General features: G+C 72.6%; 16 protein-coding genes. 6 read left to right on the forward strand and 10 right to left on the reverse strand.

Annotated features, from left to right (window positions below):
- The first annotated feature begins 23 nt into the window (after positions 1-23).
- From ACXDC7_RS08640 to ACXDC7_RS08650, 3 genes are all read left to right on the forward strand, one after another.
- Positions 24-722: a YggS family pyridoxal phosphate-dependent enzyme gene (locus ACXDC7_RS08640; protein WP_459221864.1), complete on the forward strand. Its 699-nt coding sequence runs from the start codon at positions 24-26 to the stop codon at positions 720-722.
- 105 nt (positions 723-827) lie between these two features.
- The gene (locus tag ACXDC7_RS08645; protein WP_425487391.1) at positions 828-1,328 is read left to right on the forward strand and encodes a DUF3145 domain-containing protein; all 501 of its coding nucleotides are present in this window, start codon (positions 828-830) and stop codon (positions 1,326-1,328) included.
- Between the two features lie 171 nt (positions 1,329-1,499).
- Entirely contained in the window at positions 1,500-2,018 is a 519-nt protein-coding gene (locus ACXDC7_RS08650) for a CGNR zinc finger domain-containing protein (RefSeq protein WP_179443928.1), read from the forward strand.
- Between the two features lie 9 nt (positions 2,019-2,027).
- Here ACXDC7_RS08650 and ACXDC7_RS08655 read toward each other — a convergent pair whose 3' ends face one another.
- The 6 genes from ACXDC7_RS08655 to ACXDC7_RS08680 form a co-directional block, all read right to left on the reverse strand.
- Complete coding sequence (locus ACXDC7_RS08655) at positions 2,028-3,293, reverse strand: beta-ketoacyl-[acyl-carrier-protein] synthase family protein (protein ID WP_459221865.1); 1,266 nt, start codon at positions 3,291-3,293, stop codon at positions 2,028-2,030.
- A 100-nt stretch (positions 3,294-3,393) separates the two neighbouring features.
- The gene (locus ACXDC7_RS08660) at positions 3,394-3,639 is read right to left on the reverse strand and encodes an acyl carrier protein (RefSeq protein WP_179443926.1); all 246 of its coding nucleotides are present in this window, start codon (positions 3,637-3,639) and stop codon (positions 3,394-3,396) included.
- A 126-nt stretch (positions 3,640-3,765) separates the two neighbouring features.
- Positions 3,766-4,716, reverse strand: a complete 951-nt coding sequence (locus ACXDC7_RS08665) for an ACP S-malonyltransferase (protein WP_459221866.1) — start codon at positions 4,714-4,716, stop codon at positions 3,766-3,768.
- Positions 4,717-4,809: 93 nt separating this feature from the next.
- On the reverse strand, positions 4,810-5,397 hold the full coding sequence (locus ACXDC7_RS08670) for a hypothetical protein (protein ID WP_459221867.1): 588 nt from the start codon (positions 5,395-5,397) through the stop codon (positions 4,810-4,812).
- A complete protein-coding gene (locus tag ACXDC7_RS08675; RefSeq protein WP_343046008.1) occupies positions 5,390-6,478 on the reverse strand; it encodes a PucR family transcriptional regulator in 1,089 nt (362 codons plus the stop codon). Before ACXDC7_RS08675 ends, ACXDC7_RS08670 begins: the two co-directional genes overlap by 8 nt.
- Before the next feature lie 291 nt (positions 6,479-6,769).
- The gene (locus tag ACXDC7_RS08680; protein ID WP_459221868.1) at positions 6,770-7,738 is read right to left on the reverse strand and encodes an AraC family transcriptional regulator; all 969 of its coding nucleotides are present in this window, start codon (positions 7,736-7,738) and stop codon (positions 6,770-6,772) included.
- Positions 7,739-7,820: 82 nt separating this feature from the next.
- On the opposite strand from ACXDC7_RS08680, the gene ACXDC7_RS08685 reads away from it, so the two are divergent.
- Complete coding sequence (locus ACXDC7_RS08685; RefSeq protein ID WP_179443921.1) at positions 7,821-8,645, forward strand: NmrA family NAD(P)-binding protein; 825 nt, start codon at positions 7,821-7,823, stop codon at positions 8,643-8,645.
- Positions 8,646-8,654: 9 nt separating this feature from the next.
- Here the strand turns inward: ACXDC7_RS08685 and ACXDC7_RS08690 are convergent, their stop codons facing one another.
- Positions 8,655-9,392, reverse strand: a complete 738-nt coding sequence (locus tag ACXDC7_RS08690; RefSeq protein WP_179443920.1) for a YceI family protein — start codon at positions 9,390-9,392, stop codon at positions 8,655-8,657.
- Between the two features lie 117 nt (positions 9,393-9,509).
- Between ACXDC7_RS08690 and ACXDC7_RS08695 the strand changes: the two genes are divergently transcribed.
- On the forward strand, positions 9,510-10,535 hold the full coding sequence (locus ACXDC7_RS08695; protein ID WP_459221869.1) for a PHP domain-containing protein: 1,026 nt from the start codon (positions 9,510-9,512) through the stop codon (positions 10,533-10,535).
- A 104-nt stretch (positions 10,536-10,639) separates the two neighbouring features.
- Here the strand turns inward: ACXDC7_RS08695 and ACXDC7_RS08700 are convergent, their stop codons facing one another.
- Genes ACXDC7_RS08700 through ACXDC7_RS08710 form a run of 3 tightly spaced genes read right to left on the reverse strand, consistent with a single transcriptional unit; the run spans position 10,640 to position 12,679 of the window.
- Positions 10,640-11,566, reverse strand: coding sequence for a Clp protease N-terminal domain-containing protein (locus ACXDC7_RS08700; protein ID WP_459221870.1), 927 nt, complete (start codon positions 11,564-11,566; stop codon positions 10,640-10,642).
- Complete coding sequence (locus ACXDC7_RS08705) at positions 11,563-11,841, reverse strand: hypothetical protein (RefSeq protein ID WP_179443917.1); 279 nt, start codon at positions 11,839-11,841, stop codon at positions 11,563-11,565. The genes ACXDC7_RS08700 and ACXDC7_RS08705 overlap by 4 nt, the downstream gene beginning before the upstream one ends.
- A gap of 31 nt (positions 11,842-11,872) precedes the next feature.
- Positions 11,873-12,679 (reverse strand): aminotransferase class IV family protein, encoded by an 807-nt coding sequence (locus ACXDC7_RS08710; protein ID WP_179443916.1) that lies wholly within the window; start codon positions 12,677-12,679, stop codon positions 11,873-11,875.
- Positions 12,680-12,704: 25 nt separating this feature from the next.
- On the opposite strand from ACXDC7_RS08710, the gene ACXDC7_RS08715 reads away from it, so the two are divergent.
- Positions 12,705-13,073 (forward strand): MerR family transcriptional regulator, encoded by a 369-nt coding sequence (locus ACXDC7_RS08715; protein WP_218843625.1) that lies wholly within the window; start codon positions 12,705-12,707, stop codon positions 13,071-13,073.
- The last annotated feature ends 18 nt before the right edge of the window (positions 13,074-13,091 follow it).

Raw genomic sequence — 13,091 nt, forward strand, 5'->3', positions numbered from 1 at the left:
CAGGACTCGGATGGGTGGGACTCGTGGGTGAGATCGCCGCGCGGCTGGCGCGGGTACGCGGCCGGATCGACGAGGCCTGTGCGGCCGCCGGTCGCGATCCGGCCGGGGTGCGGCTGCTGCCGGTGTCGAAGACCCAGCCGGCGGAGGCCGTGCGCGCCGCCTTTGCGGCCGGGATGCGCGAGTTCGGTGAGAACAAGCCCCAGGAGCTGGCGGCCAAGGCCGACGAGCTGGGCGATCTGGCCGGCCTGCGCTGGGCGGCGATCGGGCACCTGCAGACCAACAAGGCCAAGCTGGTCGCCGAGCACGCGAGCGAGTTCCACGCGCTCGACTCGGTCCGGGTCGCCGAGGCACTGGATCGTCGGCTGCAGGCGCTCGGGCGGGGCCTCGACGTGTTCGTCCAGGTGAACTCCTCGGGCGAGGAGTCGAAGTTCGGGCTGGCGCCCGCGCAGGTCGCGGAGTTCGCCGCGGCCCTGGCGCCCTACCACGCGCTGCGGGTCGTGGGCCTGATGACCCTCGCGGCCAACACCGACGATCCCGCGCGGGTGGCGGGCTGTTTCGCCTCGATGCAGCAACTGCAGCGTGAACTGCGCGAGGGCGGTGTCGCGGGGGAGTGGGACGAGCTGTCGATGGGGATGTCCGGCGACTTCGCGGCGGCGATCGCCCACGGAGCCACGGTGATCCGCATCGGCACCGCGATCTTCGGGGCACGGGAGGTCGCCTGAGCCGGGGCTGGTGTCGCTGGGGCGGATGTTGCAGAATGGGCGCTGGTTCCGTCGTGCGGAGACGAGGCTGCTGGGGAAGGCACACCTCGAGCCGCAGGAGGAACCGTGAACGTGCCCACCCGTGGAGTGCTGTTCATCCACTCGGCGCCGTCGGCGCTGTGCCCACACATCGAGTGGGCCGTCGGCGGCGCGCTCGGCATGCCCGTCTCCTTGGACTGGACGGCGCAGCCGGTGGAGCGCTCGGCCTACCGTGCCGAGTATTCCTGGACCGGCCCCGCCGGATCGGCCGCCACCCTGGCGAGCGCGCTGCAGGGCTGGCAGCGGATCCGCTACGAGGTGACCGAGGAGCCGGCGGCCGGCGCCGAGGGCGTCCGCTATTCCTACACCCCGGCGCTCGGGGTGTTCTGCGGCGCCATCGGCCAGCACGGCGACCTGCTGGTGCCCGAGGACCGGATCAAGCATGCCGTGGTCAACGACGCGCTCGGTCGCAAGGAACTGCTCAGCTCACTGGACGAGTTGCTGGGCCGGCCGTGGGACGACGAACTGGAGCCGTTCCGGCACGCGGGGGCGGACACCCCGGTGCGCTGGCTGCACCAGGTGGTGTGAGCCGGGCCGCCAGCGGCTGGCCGCCGCGTTGGATCTCGAAGGCGCCGCAGTCGCAACGCAGGTAGCGGACGCGACCCTCGCTGGTCGCATGGGTCGAGGCGACCCACCACAGGTGCGGGCCGTCGGGGGCGGGGCATTGCAACATGCCCCCGATCCTGCTGTCATGTTCTTGTGCGAGTAAACCCTTACGGCGAGGATCCGGTACGCCTCGCCGTGCGGCTGGCCAACGACCCGCCCGACGATCCGGCGGAGCTGGCGCGGATCTGCAACGAGGCGGGGATGGTCGTCGACTGGCAGGTCTCGGCCGCCGAGCTCGCCGACACGACCACCTTCCTCGACCAGTGGCGCGCGCTGGCCGCGGTGGCGGGGGAGCGCGAGCGCGCCGAGCTGCTGAACGCCAGCCTGGCGGCGCACGCCACCCATCCCAGCCTGACCGATCACGACGGGCGGGGCTGGCACCTGCACTACCGGCCGGCCGGGCTGAGCCTGGACCGGGTGCTGCGCAGCATGATCAACGTGGCCACGGCGCTGCACCTGGTCACGCGCGGGATGCACCGGCTCGGGATCTGTGCCGCCAGCGGCTGTGCGCGGGTCTATGCCGACTTCACCCGGCCCGGTACCCAGCGCTACTGCTCGACGCGGTGCGCGAATCGTGACGCGGTGCGGCGGCACCGCTCGCGGCGGGCATGATCCCCTTGATCACTCGGCTGCGGTCGCCTCCGCATTGGTGAAGATCAACGAGACGTTCGCTCCGCCGAAACCGAACGAGTTGCTGATCCCGGCAAGATCGCCGTCGCCCAACCGGCGCGCGGAATTCGCCGCCACGTCGATCGGCAGGTCGGGTTCGATGTTGTCGATGTTGATCGTCGGGGGCGCCACCCGGTCCCGCAGCGCGTACACGGTGGCGAGCGCCTCGATCGCGCCCGCGGCCCCCAGCAGGTGGCCGGTCATCGACTTGGTGCCGGTGACCACGGCATCATCGGCGGCCGCTCCGAGGACGTCACGGATCGACTTCGCCTCCGCGAGATCGCCCTGCGGGGTCGAGGTGGCGTGCGCGTTCACGTGCCGGATGTCGCCCGCTGCCAGGTCGGCGTCGGCCAGCGCCTTGCGCATCGCCGAGGCCTGGCCCGCGCCGGAGGGGTCCGGCTGCACCATGTCATGGGCATCGTTGCTGATCCCGGCGCCCGCGACGGTGCCATAGATCCTCGCGCCGCGGGCGCGGGCGCTCTCCAGCGTTTCGAGCACCAGCGAGGCGGCCCCCTCGCCGAGGACGAACCCGTCGCGGTCCACGTCCCACGGCCGCGACGCCCGCTCGGGGTCGTCATTGCGGCGCGACAGCGCCTGCATCTGGCCGAACGCGGCGAGCGGCAACGGGTGTACGACGCCCTCGGTGCCGCCCGCGACCACCACATCGGCCCGGCCGAGGCGGATCATGTCGAGTGCCTGGGCGATCGCCTCGGAGCTCGACGCGCACGCCGAGACAGCGGTGTGTACGCCGGCCCGGGCGCCGAGCCGCAGCCCGACATTGGCCGCCGGCGCATTGGCCATCAGCATCGGGATGGCGAAGGGGCTGACCCGGCGTACCCCTCGCTCCTTGAGGGTGTCCCAGTTGTCCAGCAACGAGTGCAGGCCGCCGATTCCGGTCGCGATCGCCACGCCGAGCCGCTCGCGGTCGACCGGGTTGTCCTCGCCGAGGCCGAAGCCGGCGTCGCGCCAGGCCTCCAGGCTGGCCACGACCGCAAGCTGGCTCGCCCGGTCCATCCGGCGCGCCTCGACCCGGGGGAGCTGCTCGCCCGGTTCCTGGGTGACGGTGGCGGCGAAGGTCGTCGGCAGCTCGGCCGCCCACTCGGCGGTCAGCGTGTGAACTCCGGGCGTACCGTCCCGCATCGCGCGCCAGGTGCCGGGCGCGTCCGGCCCGAGCGGGCTGGTGGCGCCGATTCCGGTGACGACGACGGTGCGGGACATGCGTGGCCTCGGTCTCTCTGTGCTCGGATGGTGCGCGCGGGAACGCGCGCAGGGATTGCGTGCCGGGACCCCGGCGCCCGCCGGGGTCCCGGGCGCGGGATCAGCCCTGGTTGCGCTCGATGTAGGCCACGGCGTCGCCGACCGTCTTGAGGTTCTTGGCCTCCTCGTCGGGGATGGAGACGCCGAACTTGTCCTCGGCGGCGTAGATGATCTCGTTCATCGCGAGCGAGTCGGCATCGAGGTCGTCGACGAACGACTTGTCCATCTGGACATCCTCCACGGGCACCTCGAGCAGCTCGTTGACGATCTCGGCGAGCTGGGTGCGGATCTCTTCGGTGGTGGCCACGAGCGTTCTCCTGTGTCTGGTTACTGATAGCCGGGTTCTGACTGGCTTGCTACCTGTGTGCTGTGGCCGTCGCCCAGCGGGCGGCGGCCGCCGGACCCGGCGGGGTCGCCGGTCCGGAGATCATCATCATGCCCGCTGGGCCGCCTGCGGGGCATCGGCGCGATGGGCGCGGACGAAGGCGCGCGCCTCGTCGAGCTGCTCGGGCCCGTTCAGCGCAAAGGTCTCGACGCCCTTGAGGTTGCGCTTGGCGAGTCCGGTGAGCGTACCGGCCGGCGACAGCTCCAACAGGCCGGTCACCCCGAGATCGGCCATCGTCGCCATGCACAGGTCCCAGCGGACCGGGTTGGCGACCTGCCCGACGATCCGGAACAGCGCGTCGGCGCCGTCGGTGACCGCGCGCCCGTCGGCATTCGACAGCAGTTCGGTACGCAGAGCGCCGGTGCTCAGCCCGCGCGCCAGGTCGGCCAGCCGCTCCACCGCGGGCGCCATGTGCTCGGTGTGGAAGGCCCCGGCGACGCTGAGCGGCACCAGGCGGGCGCCGGCGGGCGGGTGCTCGGCGAGCGCGGCCAGTTGCTCGACCGTGCCGGCGGCCACGATCTGCCCGGTGCCGTTGTTGTTGGCCGGGGTGAGGCCGGCGGCCTCGATCGCCGCGAGCACCTCCTCGGGATCGCCGCGCAGCACCGCGGTCATCGACGTCGGCGCGATCGCGCTCGCCTCGGCCATGGCGCGGCCGCGCTCGCGGACCAGCGTCATGGCCTGTTCCTCCGTCAGCGCCCCGGCCGCCGCGGCGGCGGTGATCTCGCCGACGGAGTGCCCGGCCAGCACCCCGGCGGGCATCTCGTCCGACCCGTCGGTGAGTGCGGCCAGGGTGATCAGCCCGGCGGCGACCAGCAGCGGCTGCGCGATGGCGGTGTCGCGGATGGTGTCCTCGTCGGCCCGGGTGCCGTAGTGGGTCAGGTCGAGCTTGGCGACCGCACCGAGCCGGTCCAGGTGGGCGGCCGTGTCGGCGTCGGCCAGCCAGGGTTCGAGGAAGCCGGGCTTCTGGGCGCCCTGTCCGGGCGCGACGATCGCGAGCACGGGATTCAGCCTTGCGCGCCGGGCCGCCCGGGTGTGGCAGGTGAGCCGACCAATCTGGTCGCGGGTTTTTGTCAGAAGTCCACAACGGCCGACTCAGCGCGGGCCGTCGACCGTGATCTGGAGGATCGGGTTGAACAGCTCCTCGGTGAAGATCACGGTCGTCTCTCCTGGGGCCACCTCGAAGGTGGCTTTGGCGCGGACCGCCTTGCCCGGTTCCAGGACCACCTCGGGCAGCTCCGGCTGGTAGCCCGACATCTGCGCCAGGAAGGCCTCGTTGCCGCGGGAGTCCTCCGCGCTGAGGTAGAGCGGATTGACCGCCAGGGTGCCCTCGGTGCAGGCGACCTCGACGTCCAACACCAGATAGCGCAGCCCGTCCGCCGGGGGCACCGTACCGCGGGTCTCCCAACTCGCCTCGTGCACCGTGACCGTGCCGCGGCCGGTGTGTTGGTACCACTCCACCGGCTTCCCGACGCCGCCGGTGACCGGCGCGTCCGGGACGGCATAGGCGGTCGCCGGGGTGGTCGGCGCCGGCGTCGCGGGGCGATCGGCGCCGGTGCCGGCGAACGGGCTGGTGAGAAAGGCCACCGCACCGACCAGGCTGATCGCGACCAGCGCCGCGATGCCGAGGATCCACCGGGTGCTGAAGGTCGAGGCCGTCCCCGGCGGTCGCTGCTCAGCCATCGGCCCACAGCCGGCCGAGGGTGAGCGCCAGCCGCAGGAAGTACGCCTCGCGCGGATCGGCGGGGGAGTAGCCGCAGACCTCGGCGATCCGCTTCAGCCGGTAGCGCACCGTATTGGCGTGAACGAACAACGCCCGGGCCGCCGCCTCGACCGAGGAACCATGGTCGAGGAAGGCCTCCAGGGTCTCCAGCAGGCCGCCGCCGGCGTCGCGCAGCGGCCGGTACACCTCGCGGTCCAGGGACCGGCGCGCGTGCCCGTCGCCCGACAGCACCCGCTCGGGCAGCAGTTCTCGTGCCTCGACCGGGCGCGGCGCCGCCGGCCAGCCGCGGGCGGCGCGCAGACCGGACAGGGCGGCCCGGGCGGAGGCCGTCGCATCGACCAGGTGTTCCACGACCGGCCCCAGCACCACCGGCCCGGGGGCGAAGGTGTCGAGCACGGCCGCCACGGCGCGCTGCCGGCCCGGCGCGTCCACCACACCGGCCCCGCCCAGCACCACGACCAGCCGGTCGCCGTGGGTCGCGGCCAGCAGGTCCAGCCCGAGCCGGGTGGTACGCCGCCGCATCGCCTCAACGGCGCCGTCCGGGTCGTCCTCCGGCGCCCCACCGACCACCACCATCACGGCCTCCGGCCACTGCCAGCCCAGCGTGGAGGCCCGCGACAGGACCGTCTCGTCGGCCTCGCCGCGGACCACCGCATCGACCACCAGCGACTCCAGTCGGGCGTCCCAGGCGCCGCGGGTCTCGGCCGCACGGGCGTAGAGCTGCGCGGCGCCGAAGGCGATCTCGCGGCTGTAGGCCAAGATGGCCTGCGCGAGCACGGGCCGGTCGGCCCGCGGCATCAGCTCCTGGGTCTTCGCCTCCACCACCTCGATGGTGGTGCGGACCAGATCGACGGTCTGGTGCAGCGTGATCTGCCGGATCAGCGAGCGGGGGGCGGCCCGGAAGATGTCGGCACCGCTCGGCGCGGAGCGCGGGTCGGCGAACCACGAGATGAACCCGTCGATGCCCGCCTGCGCCACGAGGGCGATCCAGGAGCGATGATCGGCGCCCAGCTCGCGGAACCACACGTGGCGGCGCTCCATCTCGGTCACCGTGGCGGTGCCGAGCTGGCCGCGCAGGCCATTCAGCCGCTTCACGATCGCGTTGCGGGTGCGCGTCGACGGCCACCAGGGCCACGGGGCGGGGTCGACAGGCATGGCGGCGAGCTTAGCGGCGGCGTACCGTTGACCGACGCATCACCGGCTTGCTCCTGACCCCGCGGAGGGGTAGTAATGACGGGCACCGCATCCGAAGGGAACTGACACCGATGCCGCTGGAACTGACCGTGCTGCTCCTCGGGGCCGTCGCGCTGGCCGTGGTCGCCGTGGCGCTGTTCAACCGCCCGCGGCCGAAGTCGCGCCGCGTCCGCGTGGATCGCTGAGCGCCCGGAACTGCCGGGGGCTCATCCCCCGCACCCGCTTGAACGCCGCGCTCAGCGCGAACGCCGAGGCGTACCCGACCTCGTGGGCGATCCGCTCCAGCGTGTGCTCGCGCTCGATCAGCAGGTCTGCCGCGAGCCGGATCCGCCAGCCCGTCAGGTAGCCCATCGGCGGTTCCCCGACGGCGTCGGTGAACCGACGGGCGAGCACCGCCCGGGAGACACCGCCGTGGCGGGCGAGCGACTCGACCGTCCACGGGTACGCCGGGTTGTGGTGCAGCGCCGCCAGCGCGCCACGCGCCACGGGATCGTCGGCCGCACCCGCCCACGCCGGAGCGTCGGGGAAACCGCGCGACCATGCCCGGACGGCGCCGAGCAGCAGCAGGTCCAGCAGACGGTCGACCACCACATCCTGTCCCGCCGACGTCGTCGCCAGCTCGCGGTGCAACAGCTCGGGTATCGGCCAGTCGAACTCGTGCCCGGCGACCACCAGGCAGCGCGGCAGCGCCTCGACCAGCCGGGCGCCGACCTCGTTGCTGCGGGCATAGGTCGCCGTCACGAACTCGGTCGGCCCGTCCGCGTCGGTGCCCCAGGTGCGGACACCGAGCGCCAGCAGGTCGCGGACCAGCGTCCCGTCCGGGGCATAACAGCCACCGTCGGCGCGGATCTCGGCCAACAGCGGCGCGCCGGCATCGTCATAGGCGTGGTACGGGTCCGGCCCGCGCAGCAGGAGCACCTCGCCCGGCTCTGCCCGGGCGGTCCGGCCGTCATCGAACCGCACCTCGAGCGCGCCGCGCACCGGCACCAGCAGGCACAGCGCCGAGCCGTCGTCGATCCGGAGCCGCCAGCCCGCCGAGAGGCACACGCGCAGCGCGAAGGCGCGTTGGGCGCGGGGGCCGGTGAGCAGTGCTCCGGTGCTGTCCACGCCGGCAGTCTAGGACGATCGCGAATGTTTTGGCGCGACGAGAGCATGTTCTCTCTCGCCATGCCGCGGTGGGATAGGCCGCATGAATACGACACACGTCAATCCGGATGCCCGCCCGATCGCCATCACCTGCCCCCGCGGCAAGACCTCCCGACACGTCATCGACGCCCTCGCCGAGCGCGGCGTACCCACCCGGCCGGTCGGCCGCTCCGAGGCCATCACGTTCGACTGGAACGCGCCGGAGACCTGGACCCCCGCGCTGCAGGGGGCGCGGGCCGCGTACCTCGTCTACCAGCCCGATCTCGCCATGCCGGGCGCCGCGGAGGCGATCGCCTCGCTGGCGGCGCTCGCCCGCGACGCCGGGCTCGACCACCTCGTCCTGCTGTCCGGCCGCAACGAGCCGGGCGCCCAGGAAGCCGAGCGGGCCCTGCAGAGCAGCGGGGTCGACGCGACCGTGGTCACCGCCTCCTGGTTCGCCCAGAACTTCACCGAGGGGCTGTTCGCGCCGTTCATCGCGGCGGGCGAACTGCCGTTGCCGGCCGATGACTGCCCAGAACCGTTCACCGACACCCGCGACATCGCCGAGGTGGTGGTCGCCGCGCTCACCGATCCCGCTCACCGCGGGCGGCGCTACGAGGTGAGCGGGTCGCGCGCCTACACCTTCGCGGAGGCGGCGGCCCTGCTGGCGGAGACCTCCGGGCGCCCGGTCGAGCTGCGCCGGGTCGAGCCGGAGGAATTCGTCGCACGGCTGGCCGGTATCGGGATCGGCGCGGACGATGCGCGCGGCATCACCGAACTGTTCGCCGAGATCCTCGACGGCCGCAACTCCACGCCGGTCGAGGGTGTGCGCGAGGCGCTCGGCCGGCCGGCCCGGGACCTGCGGGCGGTGCTCGCCGACAATCGGTGAGCCGGGCGGTCAGCGGCCGAGGTTGACCAGGAACTCCACCTGACCGGTCGGCTCGACGGTGACGAAGCCCAGGTTCGGCGGCTCGATGCCGTAGTCGCGGACGTCGACGTCGACCGTGCCGGACACCGCCACGGCCTCGCCGTCGCGGGTGAGTTCGAACGTTCCGGTCGCGGGCCGGGTCTGCCCCGCCAGCGTGAGCTCGCCGCTGACCTCGGTCGCGCCGGAGCCGCCGGAGACGAACGCGGCCGGCAGGTCGACCGGCTCGGTGACCTCGAAGGTGGCGGTCGGGAACTCGTCGGCGCGCAGCGCCGTATCGCGGAAGTAGGAGTCGCGCCGCGAACTGTCCGTGGCGATGCTCGCGACGTCGACCTCGATCGTCGCCGCGGTGAGCCGGTCGCCGGCGACGGTGGCGGTCCCGCTGACCGAGTCGGTACGCCCGACCACGGTGACGTCGTTGCCGTTCAGCACCTCCTCGATCCGGTAGCCCGCCTCCGAGCCCGGACCGACACGCCACTCGCCGGCCAGGTCGTCGCCCGGAGCCGACGGGCCGGTCGTGGGAGGCGCGGTGGCCGGCCCGGCGGTGGGGGCCTGCAGCGGCGGCGGGGCGGCGGAGTTGCGTGACTCGGCGTACCAGCGCGGCCCGAGGATCGCCGCGGCCACGGCGAGCGCCGCGACGATGCCGGCGATGATCACCACCGTCCGAAGGCGCGCGCTCCGGGGAGCCTGTGGGGTTGTCGGGTCGGTCACGGTGGGCCTCCTCGGCAGAGTGCGCGGTCGATCGACGGCACATGATTGAAATTGCAACTGCCTGCTCAACGACGCGCGCCGCGGTTCGGTTCCGGATCGCGGCCGTACCCTGTGCGCGTGGATCCCGTCGTCGCCCTGCGTGAGATCGGCTTCTGGCTGGAGCGGTCGCGCGCCGACACCTATCGCGTGCAGGCCTACCGGAAGGCAGCCGACGCGGTCGCCGCGCTGAGCGGCGCCGAGCGTGCCCGCCGCGAGCGCGACGCAAGCTGGGGCGAGGTCGCCGGCATCGGGCCGAAGACGGCAACAGTGATCAAGGAGGCGGTCGCCGGGGGCGTACCCGACTATCTCGCCGGGCTGCGCGAGGCCGGCGCCACACCGCTCGCCGACGGCGGCGAGTTGATCAAGGACCTGCGCGGCGATCTGCACACGCACACGACCTGGTCCGATGGGGGATCGCCGCTGGAGGAGATGGTCGAGGTGGCGCGCGGGCTGGGCCTGACCTATCTCGCGATCACCGATCACTCGCCGCGGCTGAAGGTTGCGCGCGGGCTGACCGCGAAACGACTGACCGAGCAGATCGGTGTGATCGATTCGATCAATGCCGAGTTGGCGGGGGAGTTCCGGGTGCTGCGGGGGATCGAGGTCGACATCCTCGACGACGGCGACCTTGATCAGGATCGCGGACTGCTGGACCGGCTCGACGTGGTGGTGTCGTCGGTGCATTCCAAGCTGCGGATGGATTCGGAGTCGATGACGCACCGGATGGTTGGCGCGATCGCCAACCCGCGTACCAACATCCTCGGCCACTGCACGGGGCGCCTGATCGAGGGCGCGCGCGGCACGCGACCGGAATCGGTCTTCGATGCCGAGGTGGTCTTCGCCGCCTGCGCCCGGTTCGACGTCGCGGTCGAGATCAACTCCCGCCCGGAGCGCCGCGACCCGCCGGACCGCCTGCTGGAGCTCGCCCGCGATTCTGGATGTCTGTTCTCGATCGACACCGATGCGCACGCGCCCGGGCAGCTCGACTTCCGCGTCTACGGGGCCGAGCGCGCGGTCGCCGCCGGCATCGAGCCCGACCGGATCGTCGACACCTGGCCGGTGGATCGGCTGCTGGAGTGGGCCGGCGCGAAGAAGCAGCGGTGACCGGTCGGGGGCGGGGTCAGGGGCGCTCGACCACGGGCACCTCGTCGTAGGTGCTCGCGGTCGATCGAGGCGCGTGGGCCGCGGAGCCGCTCGGCGAGCGCCGGTCAGCCGCGCGGATGGCGGCTCGCCGTGGCCTGGTTCAGCGCCTGGGCGAGCATGCCTAGCTGGTTGCCCAGGAAGTGAGGTGCCCACCGCCGCGCCAGTCGCTGCAGCCAGGTCCGGGGTGGGGACAGCCGGCGGGCGATCCGTATCCGCGTACCCCCCGGCACTTCGGTCAGCGCCAGGTCGAGCCGGCTCCGACCGTCCGGGCGCGTCTCCAGCCAACTGACCCTGGCGCGCCCGCTCTCGGGCGGGACGGCGGTCACGAGCCGGTGCGTGATCGTGGCGGTACGCCCGCCGCCGCGCACCGTCTGGCGCAATGTGCCGTCCTCCGCGGCGACGGTGTCGTCGAGTGATCCGTCCCAGTCGAGCCGGGCGGCCGGCTCGGCCAGCAGCGGCCAGATGTCGCCGAGTGTTGCGGTGATCAACTTCTCGACCGCGATCTCCCCGTTGCGCGACGGGTGGTCCCCGGTGTCGTGGGTAGCGGCCAGTTCGGCACGGATCGCGGCGGGGTCGGCACCGGCCCATTCGAGGTACTCGCGGACGCGGGGATCGTCCAGGGCGGCGCCCAGGAAGTCACGATCATCGCGGCCGCCGATCCGCAGTGCCTTGGCGAGCGTTCTGGTCGACGGTGCGAAGTTCCAGTCGCCGCGGCGCACGAGTTCGAGTTGCTGTGTCAGGCTGAGCTCACGCTCCGGCGGCGCCGGCGGGGCGATGCCGATGTCGATCAGCTCGTCGCGCTCCAGTTCGCGGCTGGCGGTACGCAGTTGCGCCAGGCCGACCCCGTGGCGGGCGAGCAGGGCCGCCGACGGGCCGCCGGCGCTGACCAGCCCCAGCAGCAGATGATCGACATCGATCGTCTGCTGCCGCGCGCGGACCGCCTCCATGATCGCGCCGGTCAGGATGAGTTGGGTGTCTGAGACGGAGGTCATCGCGTTGGCCTTTCTGGTCGGGAGCCGCCACGTCGGCGTTTGTCGGGGTCGGTCAGGTCGGGGTGCACGCGTTTGGCGTACCTCTTGTGGGCGGCCTGCTTGGTCACCCCGAGCTCGGTTGCGATCTCGGCCCAGCTCAACCCCGCCGCGAGGGCCGCCTCGACCTGGGCGAGCTCCCAGGCGTCGGTCGCGCGACGCAGCGCGTGGATCGCGCGCAGCCCGCGGCGCGGGTCGCCCAGGTCGTTCGCCTCCGTGATCAGATCCGCCATCGCCATGCGTCAACCGTAGTTGACGACACGCAATGTGTCAATCAAAGTTGACGGCTGGTTCCGTGGCGTAGGCCCGGTGCAACAGCGCCGAGAACGCCCGCCCGTCGGCCAGGCGCCGGTCGCCGATCCGATCCAGGGCGATGCCGGGCGACCAGGAGTTGATCACCACACCGGAGAGCCGCGGATCGAGGTCGGCCGGTCGGATGTCGCGCGTTTCCTGGGGTACGCCGAGGGCGGCGAGGCGCCGCCGCAGGATCTGCATGGTGACCCCGGGCAGCACGGCGGCGTCCGGCCAGATCACCGAGCTGCCGTCGCTGAAAGCCAGGTTCCAGATGGTCGCCTCCGACAGTCGGCCATCGCGGTCGAGGAAGGCGGCGTCGTCGAAACCGCGAGCCACGGCCCGGCGCAGATATCGCGTCTTGGCCACCTCGCCCGTGTGCTTGATCTCGGGGAGATGCCGCTCGTGTGCGACCGCGTCGAGTGCCAGCGGGCCGGCCGGCGGTTGGGCAGGATCGGTGACCCTGACCAGGACGTCGAGGTCGGGCGCGACGTCCGGCGCCGTGAACTCGCCCGGTCGGCCCGTCACGAAGCAGGTGAGCGAGCTGTCGCGCGGTCCGCGGCGTACCGCATCGGCGAGCAGCGTCCGCAGCTCGGCGTCGGCGAGGTGGTGGCCGAACATCTCGTCGCTGGCGCTCCGCAGCCGCTCCAGGTGCAGGTCGAGCCCGCGAGCGGCGCGATCGCGTACCTGCATCGCGGTGAAGTGGGTGTATCCGGCGAAGGCCAACGGGGCGAGCTGTTCGGCGGTGGGGGTTCTACCGTTGAGGTAGGTCAGTGCGATGGGCATGGCCCGAAGCTAGGAGTTGACACCAGTGGCAGGGGCAAGTGCGGGGCGGTCGCTGCGGGTCGGGGAACTGGCCGAGCGGACCGGGGTGAGTGCGCGGCTGCTGCGGCACTACGAGAACAGCGGGATCCTGCCGGCTCGACGTTCCTCGGCCGGCCAGCGATTGTTCGACGCGGGCGCAGTGGAGCGGGTCCGCCGGATCCGCGAGCTGTTGGCGGCCGGGCTGCCGGTGCGGGTGATCCGCGAGCTGGTCGACTGCATCCACGAGCCGGGGCGCCTGGAGCCGTGCGCTGTACCGGTGCTCGTCGCGCACCTGCGCGAGCACGATGCGCGGATCGCCGAGCTGGAAGGTACGCGAACCTCGCTGCAGGGCCTGATCGACGCCTCGGCACCCTGACGGGCGCGCATCGACCAG

The sequence above is a fragment of the Naumannella huperziae genome (genome assembly GCF_054073625.1).